Here is a 17535-nt window from a genome sequence, read left to right on the forward strand (position 1 = left end):
GTAATCCTTAACTAAGGGTTTAAATTAAGCTTCACCGCGAGCACGCAAATCAGCCAATACGACATCAATGCCTACTTTGTCGATGGTACGCAATGCAGCGTTAGAAACGCGCAGGCGAACCCAGCGGTTTTCACTTTCTACCCAAAAACGACGTGATTGCAAGTTAGGCAAAAAACGACGTTTGGTTTTGTTGTTGGCGTGTGATACGTTGTTGCCAGACATCGGGCGCTTACCGGTCACTTTGCAAACTCGTGCCATGGTCAGTCTCCAAACTTCTAAAATAGTAAAACGTGATTTATACCACGAAAAACAGTGTTAGTTCAAGTGTTTTAGAGAAAAACGGCTGTTTTACGCGAATTATCCTGCCGATTGTTGCATTCGGGAAACGTTTGCCGATACGAAACAGACGGAATGCGATTATAGCGGATTTCACAGATGCCTGCATTCTAAAATACTGTCCGAACATGTTTCCACATGTATTTTCAGACGGCATTTTAGTCGAGGCAGGGAGTATTAATGTCCTCCCCCTCCATTATTGTGGAACGGCGGTTTTGCCAGCCATATGACGGGTATCATGATAATGAATAACAAGCTGCCTGCCATAAAGATTTCGTTCGAGCCGATAATGAAACCCTGCTGGGTAATGGTATTGTTGATAATACCTGCGGTTTGAATGTCGGAAACGCCGTGCTGGGACAAATGAACGGCCGTTTCATGCAATGTCGCGGAATATGGCGTGATGTGTTCGGCAAAGCGTGTGTGGTGCAACGCTTCGCGCCGTTCCCACAGGGTACTGACGAATGATACGCCGACACCGCCCATAAGCACGCGCAAGAAGTTCGACAAGCTGCTGGCAGCGGCAATCTGCCCTCCCTTCATGTGTGACAAGGTGATGGTCGTCAGCGGCAGAAAAAACATGGCAACACCGACACCTTGCCAAAACTGAGGCCAGATGACGTTGCCAATATCCATATCGGCATAAAAATCCGTACGCCAATAGAAAGTAAAGGCAAAGGTCAGGAAGCTGGCAGTTACGAGCAGGCGCATATCGGCCTTGTTGCCGAATCTGCCGATAATGGGTGACAGGAAAACAGGAAGGATGCCGACGGGCGCGGCGGCAAGCCCTGCCCACGTGGAGGTATAGCCCAGGTTGGTCTGCAACACTAACGGCAGCAGGGTCAGCGTCCCCATATACACCATAAAACCCAACGAGGTGGCAATTACGCCGACGGTAAAATTCCGATCTTTAAACAGCGATAAATCGACAATCGGATATTTTTCTCCCAATTCCCAAACAATAAAATACGACAAGCACACCAGTGCGACTACGCCCAAGGTAATGATTTCTCCAGAGGCGAACCAGTCGAGTTCCTTACCCCTGTCCAGCATCATCTGTAACGCGCCGATACCGACTACCATCAATGTAAGCCCGACATAGTCGGTCGGCATTTTAACGGTTTCCGTTTCCCGATATTTCAAATGTTTCCATGTAATCCATGCCGATATGATACCGATAGGGATATTAATGAAGAAAATCCAACCCCAATGCCAGTTTCCGGAAATCCAACCGCCGAGTATCGGCCCGAGAACAGGGGCGACAACGACGGTCATTGCCCACAATGCCAGTGCCAGCGTCCGTTTTGCGGGCGGATAGGATGCCATTAACAGGCTTTGCGACAGGGGAATCAGCGGCCCGGCGATAAAGCCCTGCAAAATGCGGAAAACAACCAGCGACTGAAGGTTGGGCGCAATGCCGCACAGCCACGATGTGACGACGAAACCGACGGCGACGGCGGTAAACAATTTGACCTCGCCGATACGTTTTGCCAAAAATCCCGTTAACGGCACGGAAACGGCGTTTGCCACAGCAAAAGAAGTAATGACCCACGTCCCCTGAGTGGTTGCCGCACCGAGGTTGCCGGCGATAACGGGAACGGCGACATTGGCGATAGTCGTATCTAAAACTTCCATAAATACGGCAAGTCCCAAAGACAGCGTAAGCCATACCAATGCCGCACCTTTAAGCGGTGGATAATCCATTGTGTCCTCCGTTTCAGACGGCATCAATGCGCGTATTGCTCAAGAATTTCGTCCACCAGCCTGTCGGCTTCCGACCAATCCGTGCCTTCAGTTTCCGGCAACACGGCATCCGGCGTTTTTGAAATAGGCGCACCTGCGGCGGAAATATCCACTTTTACCGTCATCGACAAACCGATGCGCAACGGATGCCTGTCTACATCTTCACGGTTCAATTCGATACGGACAGGGACACGCTGCACCACTTTAATCCAGTTACCCGTGGCATTTTGCGCCGGAATCAGCGAAAACGCGCTGCCCGTACCTGCCGAAAACCCTGCCACCCTGCCGCGATAAACAATTTGTTTACCGTATAAATCGGACACCAGCTCGGCAGGCTGTCCGATTTTCATATGCCGCAACTGCGTCTCTTTAAAATTGGCATCAACCCACACATCCGACAACGGCACCACCGCCATCAGTGGCGCACCGGCCGCCACCTGCTGTCCAACCTGTACCGAACGCTTTGCCACCTGACCGTCCACCGGCGCGCGGATTTGCGTCCGCTGAAGGTTCAACCACGCATCTTTCAACCTGCTGACTGCCGTCTGAACCGCCGGCTGTTCGCGCAAAGCGACCTGACCACCCAAAGCCGCACGCGCCGAAGACTCTTCCGCCAAAGCCGCCTTAACTGCCGCCTGAGCCTGAGACACTGCCGCACGGGCATGTGCCAGCTCTTCGGCGGACACCGCACCCGATTCCGCCAAAGCGGACCGGCGGCGCAAATCATCCTGCGCGCGCGCCAAATCCGCACGGCGCAAGGCAACCTGCGCCCCCGCCTGCGAAGTGGCGGCATTTTGCTGGCGGTTTTGCCGCACCGCCTGAATCAGCTCGTTTTTTGCCCGTTCATACGCCAACACATAATTGCCNTCGTCCAATACGGCCAACACATCGCCTTTCTTCACAACATCCGTATCATCATGCAACACCTTCCGCACCATACCGCCCGTTTGCGGCGTAATCTGAACCACGCGTCCGACAACATAAGCGTCTTCCGTTTCCTCTTCGTGCTGCCACCATAAAAAAAACGCCGACCCGGCGGCTACGGCGGCAAGCGCGAACAGCAGCGTCAATGCCGTCAGGCGGCGTTTGCGTTTGGCTTGCGTGTTTTGAAGTTTTGTTTCGTCCGTGTGCGTATCCATAAGATTGGGTTCCAAATTTCCTGATTTCATATAAACAATGTTCTTTCAATAGGAGGCAGATTCTATATCCGCGCAATAACGCAATCAAGTCAGTATTTTAGATGCAATATTCAAAAAACAATGCTTCAGGCGGCAAAACTGAAAATATATTTCGTTTATATAGTGGATTAACAAAAATCAGGACAAGGCGACGAAGCCGCAGACAGTACAAATAGTACGGAACCGATTCACTTGGTGCTTCAGCACCTTAGAGAATCGTTCTCTTTGAGCTAAGGCGAGGCAACGCCGTACTGGTTTAAAGTTAATCCACTATATATGACACGGAAAACGCCGCCGTCCAAACCATGCCGTCTGAAGAAAACTACACAGATACCGCCACTTATATTACAATCGCCGCCCGTGGTTCGAAAACCTCCCACACTAAAAAACTAAGGAAACCCTATGTCCCGCAATACCGAAGAGCTGCAAGGCATCTCGCTTTTGGGTAATCAAAAAACCCAATATCCGATCGGCTACGCGCCTGAAATTCTCGAAGCATTCGACAACAAACATCCCGACAACGACTATTTCGTCAAATTCGTCTGCCCCGAGTTCACCAGCCTCTGCCCCATGACCGGCCAGCCCGACTTCGCCACCATCTACATCCGCTACATTCCGCACATCAAAATGGTGGAAAGCAAATCCCTAAAACTCTACCTCTTCAGCTTCCGCAACCACGGCGATTTTCATGAAGACTGCGTCAACATCATCATGAAAGACCTCATTGCCCTGATGGATCCGAAATACATCGAAGTATTCGGCGAGTTCACACCGCGCGGCGGCATCGCCATTCATCCTTTTGCCAATTACGGCAAAGCAGGCACCGAGTTCGAAACATTGGCGCGTAAACGCCTGTTTGAGCACGACGCACAATAAACCATCCTTCCCATATTTCAGACGGCATTCCTTCGATACGATATGCCGTCTGAACGCCTTTCCGAAAGATTTTTATGTACGCATTTACTGCCGCACAGCAACAGAAGGCACTCTTCTGGCTGGTGCTTTTCCATATCCTCATCATCGCCGCCAGCAACTATCTGGTGCAGTTCCCCTTCCAAATTTTCGGCATCCACACCACTTGGGGTGCGTTTTCCTTCCCCTTCATCTTCCTCGCCACCGACCTGACCGTCCGCATTTTCGGTTCGCACTTGGCACGGCGGATTATCTTTTGGGTGATGTTCCCCGCCCTTTTGCTTTCCTACGTCTTTTCCGTTTTGTTCCACAACGGCAGTTGGACAGGCTTCGGCGCACTATCCGAATTCAACACCTTTGTCGGACGCATCGCCTTAGCCAGTTTTGCCGCCTACGCGCTCGGACAAATCCTTGATATTTTTGTGTTCAACAAATTACGTCGTCTGAAAGCGTGGTGGATTGCCCCGACCGCATCAACCGTCATCGGCAATGCACTGGACACGTTAGTATTTTTTGCCGTTGCCTTTTACGCAAGCAGCGATGAATTTATGGCGGCAAACTGGCAGGGCATCGCTTTTGTCGATTACCTGTTCAAACTCACCATCTGTACCCTATTTTTCCTGCCTGCCTACGGTATCCTGCTCAACATCCTGACTGCAAAACTGACCACTCTGCAGACAGAAGAAATACCAAACCGCCCACCCACGCCCCTGCAAAATTCCTGATTCCAAGTTCTAAGAAATCGGAAGGCCGTCTGAAATCGACAACAGGAAAAACTTATATTTTAGAATATTGCAAAATCCGTATGGCATATCGCCTTTGAACAGATTAGGCTTTCGATATATTGTCGACAAACAATTGTTTCAAAAACATCATTCAGTAAAGAAGACTGCTGCCGGTGATACGGTTGGATATTTGCCGATTAAAAGCGTTTTACGTTTTCCGTTATGCGAAAAATCAAACCGCCATAACTTCCCGCCGCTCGTATTGATATACAGATACAAGCCCTTGCCGTCATTCAGATTAAACGGTTTTTCGGCGGGTTTGGCGTTTTTGATTTGACGATCGTTCAGCGGCATAGCTGGGGTACGTTTTCGAGGGTATTTTTAGATACCCCCGAAAACATACCCCCTAATTTTGGTTGCTTCAATTAATATGAATTAGACGGAGTTGGACAGTCAGAAAGAGGATGATAGGATAGTAACCAGTCTGAAAGCCTTGTATTTATTAGGCTTGGTTGACGGCATTAGACAGGATTAAACGAAAAAAACGCTTAGAATTTCTAAGCGTTTTCGTGTGTTGGTGCCGACAGCGAGATTTGAACTCGCACAGCCTACGGCCACTACCCCCTCAAGATAGCGTGTCTACCAATTTCACCATGTCGGCATTTGAATTACTTTTATTTACTGCTGCCGAGGAACAGGTGCAGCAGGTTCGGTATTGTTTTTAACAGGAACTGCCGGTTTGGGAGCCTGTTGCGTTTGTTGTACGCTGCTGAAGTCCAAACCATGTTTTGTCGTGTGGGTGTGAATATACACCATAGCCATGCAGGTTGCAAAGAAAAAGGTTGCTGCCAACGCAGTAGATCGGCTGAGGAAGTTGGCCTTGCCCGCAGAGCCGAATACGCCTTGCGCGCTGCCGCTGCCTGACCCGAAGGTGGCACCCGCATCCGCCCCTTTACCGTGCTGCAGCAATACTAACACGATGACGGCCAAGGCGGAAATAATATTAATAATCCAGATAAGGGTTTTAAAAGCTTCCATATTTTTCTACGAGGCTTATGCTGCGTTGATAATGGCGGCAAATGAATCATATGATAATGACGCGCCGCCAACCAATGCGCCGTCTACATGAGGTACTGCAAAGATGTCGGCTGCGTTATCCGCTTTCACACTTCCGCCGTAAAGAGCGCGGATTTTAACATCGCTTCCGCACAAAGACAAGATTTCTTTGTAGATGAATGCATGCATGTCGGCAATTTGTTCTACGGTGGCGACTTTGCCGGTACCGATTGCCCATACCGGTTCGTAGGCAACGGCGATGTTTTTGGTGTTCAAACCTTGCAGGATGGAAAGCTGGTGGGCGATGACTTCGTGTTCTTTACCGGCTTCGCGTTCTTCCAAGCTTTCGCCGACGCATAAAAGGGGAATAAGTCCGGCGTTAAGGACGTTTTCCATTTTGCGGCGTTGGATTTCGTTTTTCTCGCCAAAATAAAGGCTGCGTTCGGAGTGTCCGATAAGGACGATGTCGGTGCCGATATCGGCAAGCATTTCTGCGGACACTTCGCCGGTATATGCGCCATTGCCGGGGAAGCGGCTGACATCTTGGGCGCAAGTAAGGATACGGTTATTGAGAACAATCTGCATGGCGTTGTGCAGTTGCAGCAGGTAAACGGTCGGCGCTGCGAGTCCGATCAGGACGCGTTCGGCGGTGGGCATGATGCGGAAGCGGTGCATGAGTGCATTGTTGTTTTGGAGTCGGCCGTTCATTTTCCAGTTGCCGATGACCCATTTCTGATCCCACATTCCGATTTCGTGATACATCTTGTCTGCTCCCTGCTGTTTGACCGCGTGTATGCAAAGTTGACGTGCAGTTTAGTAGATATGCGGTGGCTTAGCAATAACGGGAGCAGATATGAATGATTTATTTCGTTTCCGGTTTGTGTAATGCCGTCTGAAGATTGGCGATGTGCTTATTGAGGTTTTATAATGTATGTCATGAGTAAAACAGGTACTTGACGGAGCATAAAATGGATTTTGATAAAGCGCGCTTCAACATGGTCGAGCAGCAGGTTAGGCCTTGGGATGTATTGGATTTTGATGTGTTGGACGCATTGGAGGAGATTCCGCGCGAACTTTTCGTCAATGAGGCCTTGCAGGGTTTGGCGTATGCGGATATGGAACTGCCGCTTGCCAACGGGCATAAGATGCTGGAGCCGAAAGTTGTGGCGCGGCTGGCGCAGGGCTTGAAGCTGACGAAAAACGATACAGTTTTGGAAATCGGCACGGGTTCGGGCTATGCGACCGCGCTCTTGGCAAAATTGGCGGGCAAAGTGGTTTCGGACGATATCGATGCCGAACAGCAAAAGCGCGCCAAAGCGGTTTTGGACGGCCTGTCTTTGGAAAACATTGATTATGTGCAAAATAACGGGTTGACCGAACTTTCCGCAGGCGCGCCGTTTGATGCGGTTTACGTCGGCGGCGCGGTAAACCTTGTGCCTGAAGTGTTGAAAGAACAGTTAAAAGATGGCGGACGCATGGTGGTTATCGTAGGACGCAAGCCTGTTCAGCGCGCGCTTTTGATTACGCGTCAAGGCGATACGTTTGAAGAGAAGGCACTGTTCGATACTTTGGTGGCGCATTTGGACGATAAGGATGCCGATCCGTTTGGCGGTTTCGATTTTTAAGATGTTGACAGGTCATGCCGTCTGAAAGCGGGTTTGGGGCTTCAGACGGCATTTTGCTTGGTTTTTTGGAGTTTTTGCGATGGATATTGTGCAACTTGGGCCGGCGGAATTGAAGGCGTGGATGGACGAAGGACGGATGTTTTGTTTGTTGGACGTGCGTACGGATGAAGAAGCGGCGATTTGTTCGCTGCCCGATGCGGTACATATCCCGATGAATCTGATTCCGCTACGGCAGAACGAACTGCCGGACGACGGCGTGCCGCTTGTGGTGTATTGCCATCACGGTATCCGCAGCCTGCATACGGCTATGTATTTGGCCGATGCGGGGTTTGAAAACCTGTACAACCTTCAGGGCGGCATCGATGCATGGGCGGCCGAGATTGACGGCAATATGATGCGTTATTGAGGTGGATATTTCAGACGGCATTCCTTATCAAATACGGTACGGAATGCCGTCTTGATTTATGATGCCAAAAATTCTTTTAGAAACAATAAGACACACGCCATTTCGTCGGCGGATTCGCGTTGCGTGCCGTTGCCGGTGTGTCCGCCGCCGTCGGGAGCGTAAAGCCACGATTGCGCGGAGGTTTCGCGCAGTTTGGCGTAGAACTTGAGCGCGTGAGCAGGATGGACGCGGTCGTCGCTGAGGCTGGTGGTAATGAGCACAGGCGGATAATCGATGCCGTCTGAAAGATTGTGATACGGCGACAATTCGCCCAGCCAACGTTTGCAGACTTCGTATTTTTGCGGATTGCCGTATTCGTCCGTCCAGCTTGAACCGGCGGACAGCAGCGGATAACGGATCATGTCGGTCAGCGGCACTTCGCACACCAGCGCGCCTATGCTTTGCGGTTCGCGCACGAAGGCGGCTGCGGTAATCAGGCCGCCGTTGCTGCCGCCCTGCAAGCCGATGTGTTCGGGCGAACTCATGCCGCGTTCGGACAAATCACGCACGACGGCAAGCAAATCATCAACGCTTTTGTGTTTGCTGATTCCCTGCGCCGCCTGATGCCAGCGCGGGCCGAATTCTCCGCCGCCGCGGATGTTTGCCAATACAAAGGCATTGCCCTCTTCCAACCAGTATTTGCCGATGCTGCCCAGATAATGCGGCAGCTCGGGTACACCGAAACCGCCGTAGGCATAAACCAAGGTCGGCGTGTCGGGCGTGGCGTTTTTGCCGACGTGGAAATAAGGAATGCGCTCGCCGTCGGCTGAAGTCGTCCAAAACTGCTGCACTTCGATGCCGTCTGAAACAAACTGCTGCGGCTGGCGGCGCATGACGGTCAGTTCCATCACGTTCAAATCCAACGCGAACAGCGTCAGCGGCGTAGTGAAATCGCTGGCGGCAAGGTAAACCACGTCGCCGCCCCAAGGCTGGTCGGTCATTTCCAGCGCGCCCGAGGGCAGGCGCGGCAGTTCGGCTTCCTGCCATTTGCCGTCGGTAAAACGCCACGCTTTCAGACGGCCTTGTACGTTTTCCANAAGGCTCGCCACCACAAAACGCTTGGTCGTTTCCACGCTTTCCAATGCCTGCGTTTCATCGGGNGCAAACAAAAGCTGCGCCACGCCTAATTCGCCGCGGTTTAATTTTACTGCCACCAATGCGCCGCTCGGATAGCTTTGGTTCGCGCGGTGCCAGTCTTTGCGCAATGTCAGCAAAAGATGTCCCGCCAGATAGCCGACCACATCGCAATCGTTGGGCAGGTTTAACGGTTTCGCCTCGCCTTCGGCTGACACCTGCAAATAGGTTTTGGTGTAAAAACCGTCCGACGCTTCAATCAAATCAATCGGCGAACCTTGCGGATCGAGATAACGCCACGCGTTCACCATCATCCCGTCTTCGCCGATTTGGTACACAGGCAGGCTTTCCTCGAAACTCTTGCCGCGTTCCACCAGCCATACTTCGCGCGGATAGCCCGATTGGGTCAACTGGCGTTCGTCCCAAGCCGGACACACCCACACGCTGTTTTCATCGCGCCACGACACATGGTTTTTGCCTGCTGGAAAGTGAAAACCGCCTTCTACCAACTCCCCTGCTTCCAAATCCACTTCCAGCGTGTACGCCGTATCGCCGCCTGATTTGCTCAAAGTCAACAACGCGCGGTTGGGCTTTTCCACCAAGTGCGACACGCCGCCCAAATACACATCGTCGCCGAGCAGCTCGTCGAAATCCGCCACCGAAAACAGGATTTTCCACTCAGGATAGCCCGAACGGTAGGTCGCCGCCGTACACACGCGGTACACGCCCTTCGGATATTCCGCATCCTGATGGAAATGGTACATCCGCGCGCGGTGTTCCTGACAAAACGGAATCTGCCGCGTGTCCTGCAACTGCGCCAAAATGCCGTCGGACAATGCGCGCGCTTTGTCGTTGTTCAAAAAGCGCGCACGCGTTTCGGCATTCGCTTCGGCAGCAAAGTTTTGCGTTTCGGGAGATTCGAGGTTTTCGAAATGGAGATAGGTATCAGGGTAGGATTTCATCAATATGCCGTCTGAACAGTAGAAGGCGGATTATATCGGAAATTCAGGCAGATGATGACGAAGGCAGTTCAGGATGGGATGAGGTCTTGTTCGCCCGATAGGCGGCAGGTTTGAAAATGTCTGTTTTTAATTCCCGACCTGCAAAGATTTAAACGATATGCCGTCTGAAGCAGCGTTCAAACGGCATGGCATTTTTATAAGAGCGTGAGATAGAAAAGCTGCATGATGAGGACGATAAAGGCAAACAGGGCTGCAATAGTCCAGTTGAACCCTTCCTGACGGGCGGGCGGTGGTACGGCAACCTGCGGTGCGGCGGCAGGGGCGGCAGCAGGCACAGGCGGCGTATCGTGCAGGGTTGTACCGCCGTTGAGGATATCGGCGATTTCGTCGCGGGAAATCTGTTTCTTGCCAATGGCGTGCGTGCCGATACGGTGAACGAGTTTGACATCCGAAACAGCCTCGGGCAAATCGTTGAATATAGGCTCTTTCGTGCTTGCCAGATGGTCTTTGGCTTTAAACATCCCTTCGCATTTTTGGCAGACGACGAAGCCTTGGGCAACATTGAGCTGGGTTTCTTTGACCCAGAGACGGGTTTTGCAGTGGGGGCAGAAACAGGCGGGCATGGTATTTCCTCGTGTGTGTCAGGTTTGATGCCGTCTGAGGCGTAAGGCGGTTCAGACGGCATATGCTTTGTTTTTATTCTACGCCGTACTGCCGACGGTAGGCTCGGACGGGTTCAAGGAACTGTCCGAATTCGGGGTTGTTTTGCAGCAGTGTGAAGAGGTCGTTCAGGTTGGCGATGGGAACGACGGGCAGTCCGTATTGTTTTTCCACTTCCTGAACGGCGGACAATTCACCCGTGCCTTTTTCCATACGGTCGAGCGCGATGGCGACACCGGCGGGGGTTGCGCCCTCCGCTTCAATCAGCTTGATCGATTCGCGCACGGATGTTCCGGCGGAAATCACGTCGTCGATAATCAGCACGCGGCCTTTAAGCGGCGCACCGACCAACACGCCGCCTTCGCCGTGGTCTTTGGCTTCTTTGCGGTTGTAGGCAAACGGGACGTTTACGCCTTTTTCCGCCAGCATCATCGCAGTTGCCGCCGCCAAAATAATGCCTTTGTAGGCGGGGCCGAACAGCATATCGAATTGGATGCCGCTTTCAATGATGGATTGTGCATAGAATTTTGCCAGTTGCAGCGTGGACAAACCGTCGTTAAAGAGACCGGCATTGAAGAAATAGGGCGACTGCCGTCCTGCCTTGGTGGTAAATTCGCCGAATTTTAAGACGTTTTGGGCGAGGGAGAATTTAAGGAAATCTTGGCGGAAATCGGTCATTTTTTGCTTTCTGTCAGGTATTGCGATGCAGTTGTGATTCTACCGCCCCGTGCGGCCTGCTTCAACTGCCGCCTGCCTGCAAGGCGCGTTTCAACTGTTTCAACACCTGCCAGTTTCGGGCTTTAAGTTCGGGTTGGCGTAAAAGCCGGGCGGGATGATCGATGATGAAGAAGGGACGGCTGCCGCACAAAGTTTCAATCATCGTTTGCCGTTCAGGCTGGACAAAAGCCTGCCCGAGGAAAAGGACAGCGGGGGCGCGGCAGCCGTCGAGTTCCCTGGCGATTTGACCCAGCGCATCCGCGACGGCCTGTTCAGACGGCATCGGGTTGCCGACGGCGGCGGTTTTCACCCAACAGGTTTTGTGGACGTATTCGGAGCCGAGTCCTACGGCTTTGAGGATATTGTCGAGCAGGACACCCGCTTTGCCGTGGAACAGTTGCCCGTAAACCGCATCCTCGATCGGCGGGCAAAGGCTGACGACGGCAAGCTTGGTGATGCCCGAAGCGGCGGGAACGGGGGCGATGCCGTCTGAAAGGTCGGGCAGAGGCGTTTCGGTTTCAGGCGCGGGTTTGCGCGTATGTACGGCGGCGGTTTCCAACGCTTTCATCGTGTCGAGCCGTGTCTGACCGGTATGCTGTTCGGACGGACGCTGCGGAATGCTGAGGACGGTTTGCTTTTGCGGGCGGATTTGTGTCGGGCTTTCCGGTAATGTTGCTGACGGCAGGACAACGGCTCCCCGCTTCAACCACATCGGGCCCAAACCCAAGGCTTCGTGCAGGTGGAGGTAGCGCGCGCTTAACATATTTTCTCCATCAAGACGGCATCTTCGGTTTTACCGTCGGCTGTACGGTAATAGTTTTTCCGCCTGCCCGCAATGCTGAAGCCGTGCGCCGCGTACAGTGCCTGCGCGGCGGAGTTGCCTGCGCGGACTTCGAGCAGCAGGCGTTGCGTGCCTTCGGGCAGGTGTGCGTACCAATATTCGAGCAGGGCGGACGCAACACCCCGGCGGCGGCATTCGGGCGCGGTGGCAATCAGGTGCAGTTCGGATTCGTCGGGCAGGTTCTGCCAAACGATAAAGGCGGCAATCCCGCCGTCTTTTTCCGCAAGGAAAACCTCTTCGGACGGCGAAACCAGTGCGGACTCAAATTGGCGTTGCGTCCACGCGGACGGGTTGCAGACGGCATCGAGCGCGGCGAGTGCGGCGCAGTCGGACGGTGAGGGGCGGCGGATGTTCACGGACGCGCCCTCCGTTCCGCCTGTTCTTTGGCGGTCAGGGCGATTTTGTTGCGGACGTAGAGCAGCTCGGCGTGTGCCGCAGCGACGGCGGGAAAACCGCCATCCGCCGCCAGATTGAGGAAGTCGGCAGCGGTCGGCATATCGGGTTTGCCTGAGAAGGGCGGACGGTTTTCCAGCGCGAACGCATTGCCGATGCCGTCTGAAAAGGCGCATCCTTCCGGCAGCCGGATGTCTGCCGCCCGACCGACCTGATAATCGCTCAAACGGCGGCAGTTCAGCGTATCGAACCATGCATAAAACACTTCGCCCATACGAGCGTCCATAGCGGCAAGGATGCAGCTTTGCGGCGGCGGCAGCGAGGCGGCGGCAGCGAGCGAGGGTACGCCGATTAAAGGGGTATCAAACGGCGTTGCCAAACCTTGCGCCACGCCAATGCCGATACGCAGTCCCGTAAACGCGCCAGGGCCTTTCGCATAAACAATCGCCCCCAAATCAGCGGCGGTAATGTCTGCATCACGGAACAGGGTGCGGATTTCCGGCAGAATCAGTGCGGACTGGCGGCTGCCGGCCTCCTGATGGAACAGACGGGTTTCGCCGTCGGCGCGCAGCGCGAGCGACAAATAGGAAGTTCCGGTATCGACGGCGAGGACGGGGCGGTTAAAATCAGCTTGCATGGCATTCTCTCGTTGGTTCAGACGGCATTATATAGAGAAACCGGCTTGCCTGCCGTGCCGTCGTGTCCTAGGGCGGTATGGCGCAAAAATGCCGTCCGAACGGTAAATTATCGTGTTCGGACGGCATTTTCACAATGGTTACTGCTTGGCGGCAAGGCCGATATGGTGTATGCCGTTTGCGGTTTCCACTTCCGCGCTGCCGGCAACTTCCTGGGCTTGCCCGCCAAAGATACCGAGGGAGTAACTGCCTTTCTCGTCTTGGTTGTAAAGGACGGAACCGCTGATGACGGCATGGTGTTTTTCATCCGGCTTGATATAGGCGGTGGCAAGCTCGACATTGAGTTCGGGCGATTTCAAATGTTCGATTTTGCCGTGTCCCTGTTTGACGGCGAAATCTATAGTATAGGTCAGTTTTCCGCCAGCATCGTCTGAACCGAACGCCGTCCCGCGATATGTCGCACTGCCGCTTTCGGGAAGCTTGTCAAAAGATGTATGCTCGCCCGCTATGTCGCCGATTCTGAACTGGCGTTTCGCAACCATCTTCTCGGAATGCTCCGAGTCTTGTACTTGCTCAGTCTGAAGGGCGGTTAAGGCGGAATGGCTTTGTTTGTACACTTGGAACTCTCCGCTCTCCAAGGTAATGAGCTGCCCGTCCACTTCGATTTGACGGATAAAGTCGAAGCGGCTGATTTTGTCGTTCTTCAGTTTGCCTGTGTTGAGGCTGTCGCCGTTTCCATAAGTTTTTTCCGCACCTTGTGCCGCCAGCTTCAGTTTCTCGTTTTTCCTGACGGACTGATCCAGCGTCAAAGACTACAAACCTTTGTCTTTATAGTCGAGCGGCGCAGTTAGTGCATCGGCAAGCCCCGTGCCGATGTCGGCGGCGACACCGCCGCCTCCGCTTCCACCGCCTCCGCTGCTGCAGGCGGTCAGAATCAGGGCGGCGGTCAGAGAAAGGCAGCAGAAGGTAGTTCGGTTCACAGGTTTGCTCCTAGTCATACGCAGAATAGATAATATATAAACGTTTTGGTTATGGTATCTTTTTTTGCATACTGCATCAATGAGGCAGGTCAGAGAAGCAAAAATCAAATGCCGTCCGAACAACGGTTCAGACGGCATTTTGTTTACAGGCAACCTGTTATTTGACGATTTGGTTCAATTCGCCCTTGGCATAACGGCTTGCCATTTTTTCCAAGGAAACCGGTTTGATTTTGCCTGCCTGACCTTCGCAGCCGAACGCGAGGTAGCGGTCGAGGCAGATTTGTTTCATCGCTTCAATGGTTTTGCTCAGGTATTTGCGTGGGTCGAAGTCGGACGGGTTTTCGGCAAGGTAGCGGCGTACCGCGCCGGTGGAAGCAAGGCGCAGGTCGGTATCGATGTTGACTTTGCGCACGCCGTGTTTGATGCCTTCGACGATTTCTTCAACCGGCACGCCGTAGGTTTCGCCGATATTGCCGCCGTATTCGTTGATGACTTTCAGCCATTCTTGCGGAACGGAGCTGGAGCCGTGCATCACGATGTGTGTATTGGGCAGGGCTTGGTGGATTTCTTTGATGCGGTCGATACGCAATACGTCGCCTGTGGGCGGACGGGTGAATTTGTACGCGCCGTGGCTGGTACCGACGGCAATAGCCAATGCGTCAACGCCGGTATCTTTAACGAAACGTACGGCATCTTCAACGCTGGTCAGCATTTGGTCGTGTGAGAGTTTTCCTGCCGCACCCACGCCGTCTTCTTCGCCTGCTTCGCCGGTTTCGAGGTTGCCCAATACGCCGATTTCGCCTTCAACGGATACGCCGCAAGCGTGGGAGAAATTAACGACGGTACGTGTGGCGTTGACGTTGTATTCATAAGAAGAAGGGGTTTTGCCGTCTTCCATCAGCGAGCCGTCCATCATCACGGAGGAGAAGCCCAGTTGGATGGAGCGTTGGCACACGTCGGGCGATGCGCCGTGGTCTTGGTGCATGACGACGGGGATGTGCGGAAATTCTTCGACAGCCGCCAGAATCAGGTGGCGTAAAAACGGCGCACCCGCATATTTGCGCGCACCTGCGCTCGCCTGTACGATGACGGGCGCGTTGACTTGGTCTGCAGCCTCCATAATGGCGCGCATTTGTTCGAGGTTGTTGACGTTGAACGCGGGCAGGCCGTAGCTGTTTTCGGCAGCATGATCAAGCAGTTGGCGCATGGATACGAGTGCCATTTGTGTCTCCTTGGGCAATAGGTAAATAAGGCGGATTATAATGTTTTTTACGGCAAAAAACCATAAACGGCTCATTGATTTTATATTAACGATACCAGTATGCAGGTTTGTCGGGTTTTGACGTTTCGGGATTCGGATATTCCGATTTATGATAATGTTTCTAATGTTATTTTAGGTGTGGGAATGGGTTTGGACGGACTTGCGGCATACTTGGACGCTTATTTGGAAAATATCGTGCGCGAGGGCAAATCGGAGCATACGGTTGCCGCATACCGGCGCGATTTGGAAGAACTGTTTGCGCTGTTGGCACAAATGCCGTCTGAAGCTGAAGGCGGTGTGCCGCAGGACTTGTCGCGCCGCGATTTTACGGCGGCGTTGCGGCGGCTGTCGCAGCGCGGTTTAAATGCGCGGACGCTGGCTCGCAAGCTTTCGTCTTGGCGGCAGTATTGCGTTTGGCTGGTAAAGCGCGGCCTGATGCACGCCGACCCGACTGTCGATATCAAACCACCGAAACAGCCGGAACGTATCCCGAAAGCACTGCCTCAGGAATGTTTGAACCAGATGCTCGACCTGCCTGTAGATGACGGCGACGCATTGGCGTTGCGCGACCACGCACTGTTCGAACTGATGTACGGCAGCGGTTTGCGCCTGAGCGAGATACACGGCCTGGATACAGGCGATGTGTGGTTGGACGAAGGCTGGGTGCGCGTAACCGGCAAAGGAAGAAAACAACGCCAGGTTCCGCTGACCGGCAAAAGCGTGGAAGCCTTGAAAAACTATTTGTCGCTGCGTCAGACGGCATCGGACGGCAAAGCCCTGTTTACCGGCAGGAACGGTACGCGCCTGAGCCAACGCCAAATCCAAAAACGCCTCGAATCATGGGCGGCGCAAAACGGCGACGGCAGGCACATTTCCCCGCACATGATGAGGCACAGCTACGCCAGCCATCTGTTGCAGTCCTCGCGCGACATCAGGGCGGTACAGGAGCTGCTCGGGCACAGCAGCCTTTCAACCACGCAGATTTACACCAAACTCGATTTCGACCACATCGCCCGCCTGTATGACGAAGCTCATCCGCGCGCCAAACGGCAGGAAAAATAATCCCGGACAAAATCAGCCGTCAGCCCCGCGTGCTTGATATATAATTAGCCGTTGCACTCGGACGATATAAAAAAGACACACCATGAACCCAAGCCCCCTACTCGACCTGATTGACAGCCCGCAAGATTTGCGCCGCCTGGACAAAAAACAGTTGCCCCAAGTCGCCGCCGAGTTGCGAGAGTTTCTGCTGGAATCTGTCGGGCAGACCGGCGGGCATTTCGCCAGCAATCTGGGTGCGGTCGAACTGACCATCGCCCTGCACTATGTGTACGACACGCCCGAAGACAAGCTGGTGTGGGATGTCGGACACCAAAGCTACCCGCACAAAATCCTAACCGGACGCAAAAACCAGATGCATACCATGCGCCGCTACGGTGGTTTGGCGGGCTTCCCCAAGCGCAGCGAATCCGACTACGACGCGTTTGGCGTAGGGCATTCCTCCACCTCCATCGGCGCGGCGTTGGGCATGGCGGCGGCAGACAAACTCTTGGGCAGCGACCGCCGCAGCGTCGCCATCATCGGCGACGGCGCGATGACGGCGGGTCAGGCGTTTGAAGCCTTGAACTGCGCGGGCGACATGGACGTGAACCTGCTGGTCATCCTTAACGACAACGAAATGTCGATTTCCCCCAACGTCGGCGCGCTGCCGAAATACCTTGCCAGCAACGTCGTACGCGATATGCGCGGCCTGTTGAGCACCATCAAAGCCCAATCGAGCAAGGTTTTAGACAAGCTGCCCGGCGCGATGGAGCTCGCCCAAAAAGTCGAACACAAAATCAAAACGCTGGCGGGCGAGGCCGAACACGCAAGGCAGTCGCTGTCTTTGTTTGAAAACTTCGGCTTCCGCTACACCGGCCCCGTGGACGGTCATAACGTCGAGCATCTGGTTGACGTATTGAAAGACTTGCGCAGCCGCAAAGGTCCGCAACT

General features: G+C 53.6%; 19 protein-coding genes, 1 tRNA gene, 1 pseudogene and 1 riboswitch. Of the genes and pseudogenes, 6 read left to right on the forward strand and 15 right to left on the reverse strand.

All coding sequences use genetic code 11. The features are described from left to right. Nucleotides 1-24: 24 nt before the first annotated feature. The 3 genes from rpmB to ACRPFF_RS05220 form a co-directional block, all read right to left on the reverse strand. The gene (gene rpmB, locus ACRPFF_RS05210) at nucleotides 25-258 is read right to left on the reverse strand and encodes a 50S ribosomal protein L28 (protein ID WP_002216391.1); all 234 of its coding nucleotides are present in this window, start codon (nucleotides 256-258) and stop codon (nucleotides 25-27) included. 255 nt (nucleotides 259-513) lie between these two features. Then, complete coding sequence (gene farB / locus ACRPFF_RS05215) at nucleotides 514-2040, reverse strand: fatty acid resistance MFS efflux transporter permease subunit FarB (protein ID WP_432674015.1); 1527 nt, start codon at nucleotides 2038-2040, stop codon at nucleotides 514-516. A gap of 23 nt (nucleotides 2041-2063) precedes the next feature. Further along, nucleotides 2064-3218, reverse strand: coding sequence for an efflux RND transporter periplasmic adaptor subunit (locus ACRPFF_RS05220; RefSeq protein ID WP_432674004.1), 1155 nt, complete (start codon nucleotides 3216-3218; stop codon nucleotides 2064-2066). 393 nt (nucleotides 3219-3611) lie between these two features. After that, a riboswitch (PreQ1 riboswitch) is annotated at nucleotides 3612-3656 on the forward strand. 3 nt (nucleotides 3657-3659) lie between these two features. Between ACRPFF_RS05220 and queF the strand changes: the two genes are divergently transcribed. Together queF and ACRPFF_RS05230 are read left to right on the forward strand one after the other, a co-directional pair. Next, complete coding sequence (gene queF, locus ACRPFF_RS05225) at nucleotides 3660-4133, forward strand: preQ(1) synthase (protein WP_003749980.1); 474 nt, start codon at nucleotides 3660-3662, stop codon at nucleotides 4131-4133. A gap of 74 nt (nucleotides 4134-4207) precedes the next feature. Continuing rightward, nucleotides 4208-4894 (forward strand): 7-cyano-7-deazaguanine/7-aminomethyl-7-deazaguanine transporter, encoded by a 687-nt coding sequence (locus ACRPFF_RS05230; protein ID WP_432674005.1) that lies wholly within the window; start codon nucleotides 4208-4210, stop codon nucleotides 4892-4894. A 147-nt stretch (nucleotides 4895-5041) separates the two neighbouring features. On the opposite strand, the gene ACRPFF_RS05235 is transcribed toward ACRPFF_RS05230, so the two are convergent. The 4 genes from ACRPFF_RS05235 to tpiA form a co-directional block, all read right to left on the reverse strand. Then, nucleotides 5042-5248 carry an Arm DNA-binding domain-containing protein gene (locus ACRPFF_RS05235; RefSeq protein WP_432674006.1) on the reverse strand — a complete coding sequence of 69 codons (207 nt, stop codon included), beginning with the start codon at nucleotides 5246-5248 and terminating at the stop codon, nucleotides 5042-5044. Nucleotides 5249-5469: 221 nt separating this feature from the next. Continuing rightward, nucleotides 5470-5555, reverse strand: a tRNA-Leu gene (locus tag ACRPFF_RS05240). A 17-nt stretch (nucleotides 5556-5572) separates the two neighbouring features. Beyond that, entirely contained in the window at nucleotides 5573-5932 is a 360-nt protein-coding gene (gene secG, locus ACRPFF_RS05245) for a preprotein translocase subunit SecG (RefSeq protein ID WP_432674007.1), read from the reverse strand. 15 nt (nucleotides 5933-5947) lie between these two features. After that, entirely contained in the window at nucleotides 5948-6712 is a 765-nt protein-coding gene (gene tpiA, locus ACRPFF_RS05250; RefSeq protein ID WP_432674008.1) for a triose-phosphate isomerase, read from the reverse strand. A gap of 206 nt (nucleotides 6713-6918) precedes the next feature. On the opposite strand from tpiA, the gene ACRPFF_RS05255 reads away from it, so the two are divergent. Both ACRPFF_RS05255 and ACRPFF_RS05260 read left to right on the forward strand, forming a co-directional pair. After that, on the forward strand, nucleotides 6919-7575 hold the full coding sequence (locus ACRPFF_RS05255; RefSeq protein ID WP_308031038.1) for a protein-L-isoaspartate O-methyltransferase family protein: 657 nt from the start codon (nucleotides 6919-6921) through the stop codon (nucleotides 7573-7575). Nucleotides 7576-7654: 79 nt separating this feature from the next. Next, nucleotides 7655-7981, forward strand: coding sequence for a rhodanese-like domain-containing protein (locus tag ACRPFF_RS05260; RefSeq protein WP_308031037.1), 327 nt, complete (start codon nucleotides 7655-7657; stop codon nucleotides 7979-7981). A 56-nt stretch (nucleotides 7982-8037) separates the two neighbouring features. On the opposite strand, the gene ACRPFF_RS05265 is transcribed toward ACRPFF_RS05260, so the two are convergent. The 8 genes and pseudogenes from ACRPFF_RS05265 to fba form a co-directional block, all read right to left on the reverse strand. Then, nucleotides 8038-10056, reverse strand: a complete 2019-nt coding sequence (locus ACRPFF_RS05265) for a prolyl oligopeptidase family serine peptidase (protein ID WP_432674009.1) — start codon at nucleotides 10054-10056, stop codon at nucleotides 8038-8040. Nucleotides 10057-10250: 194 nt separating this feature from the next. After that, nucleotides 10251-10679, reverse strand: a complete 429-nt coding sequence (locus tag ACRPFF_RS05270) for an MJ0042-type zinc finger domain-containing protein (protein WP_432674010.1) — start codon at nucleotides 10677-10679, stop codon at nucleotides 10251-10253. 73 nt (nucleotides 10680-10752) lie between these two features. Continuing rightward, nucleotides 10753-11394, reverse strand: a complete 642-nt coding sequence (gene pyrE, locus ACRPFF_RS05275; protein ID WP_118784210.1) for an orotate phosphoribosyltransferase — start codon at nucleotides 11392-11394, stop codon at nucleotides 10753-10755. A gap of 61 nt (nucleotides 11395-11455) precedes the next feature. Beyond that, nucleotides 11456-12196, reverse strand: coding sequence for a uracil-DNA glycosylase family protein (locus tag ACRPFF_RS05280; protein WP_118784211.1), 741 nt, complete (start codon nucleotides 12194-12196; stop codon nucleotides 11456-11458). Further along, nucleotides 12190-12630 (reverse strand): ribosomal protein S18-alanine N-acetyltransferase, encoded by a 441-nt coding sequence (gene rimI / locus ACRPFF_RS05285; protein WP_432674011.1) that lies wholly within the window; start codon nucleotides 12628-12630, stop codon nucleotides 12190-12192. The genes ACRPFF_RS05280 and rimI overlap by 7 nt, the downstream gene beginning before the upstream one ends. After that, nucleotides 12627-13304: a tRNA (adenosine(37)-N6)-threonylcarbamoyltransferase complex dimerization subunit type 1 TsaB gene (tsaB, locus tag ACRPFF_RS05290; RefSeq protein ID WP_118784213.1), complete on the reverse strand. Its 678-nt coding sequence runs from the start codon at nucleotides 13302-13304 to the stop codon at nucleotides 12627-12629. Before tsaB ends, rimI begins: the two co-directional genes overlap by 4 nt. A gap of 138 nt (nucleotides 13305-13442) precedes the next feature. Then, nucleotides 13443-14420, reverse strand: a pseudogene (locus ACRPFF_RS05295) (factor H-binding protein). Nucleotides 14421-14439: 19 nt separating this feature from the next. After that, entirely contained in the window at nucleotides 14440-15504 is a 1065-nt protein-coding gene (gene fba / locus ACRPFF_RS05300; RefSeq protein ID WP_050889104.1) for a class II fructose-bisphosphate aldolase, read from the reverse strand. Between the two features lie 183 nt (nucleotides 15505-15687). On the opposite strand from fba, the gene xerC reads away from it, so the two are divergent. Both xerC and ACRPFF_RS05310 read left to right on the forward strand, forming a co-directional pair. Beyond that, nucleotides 15688-16605, forward strand: coding sequence for a tyrosine recombinase XerC (gene xerC / locus ACRPFF_RS05305; RefSeq protein ID WP_432674016.1), 918 nt, complete (start codon nucleotides 15688-15690; stop codon nucleotides 16603-16605). Nucleotides 16606-16687: 82 nt separating this feature from the next. Further along, nucleotides 16688-17535: 1-deoxy-D-xylulose-5-phosphate synthase N-terminal domain-containing protein (locus ACRPFF_RS05310; protein WP_432674012.1), on the forward strand; the 848-nt coding region annotated here is incomplete at its 3' end.

Origin of the sequence: Neisseria sp. SLRRB23, assembly GCF_050896295.1 — a bacterium.
In the GTDB taxonomy this organism is placed as follows: domain Bacteria; phylum Pseudomonadota; class Gammaproteobacteria; order Burkholderiales; family Neisseriaceae; genus Neisseria.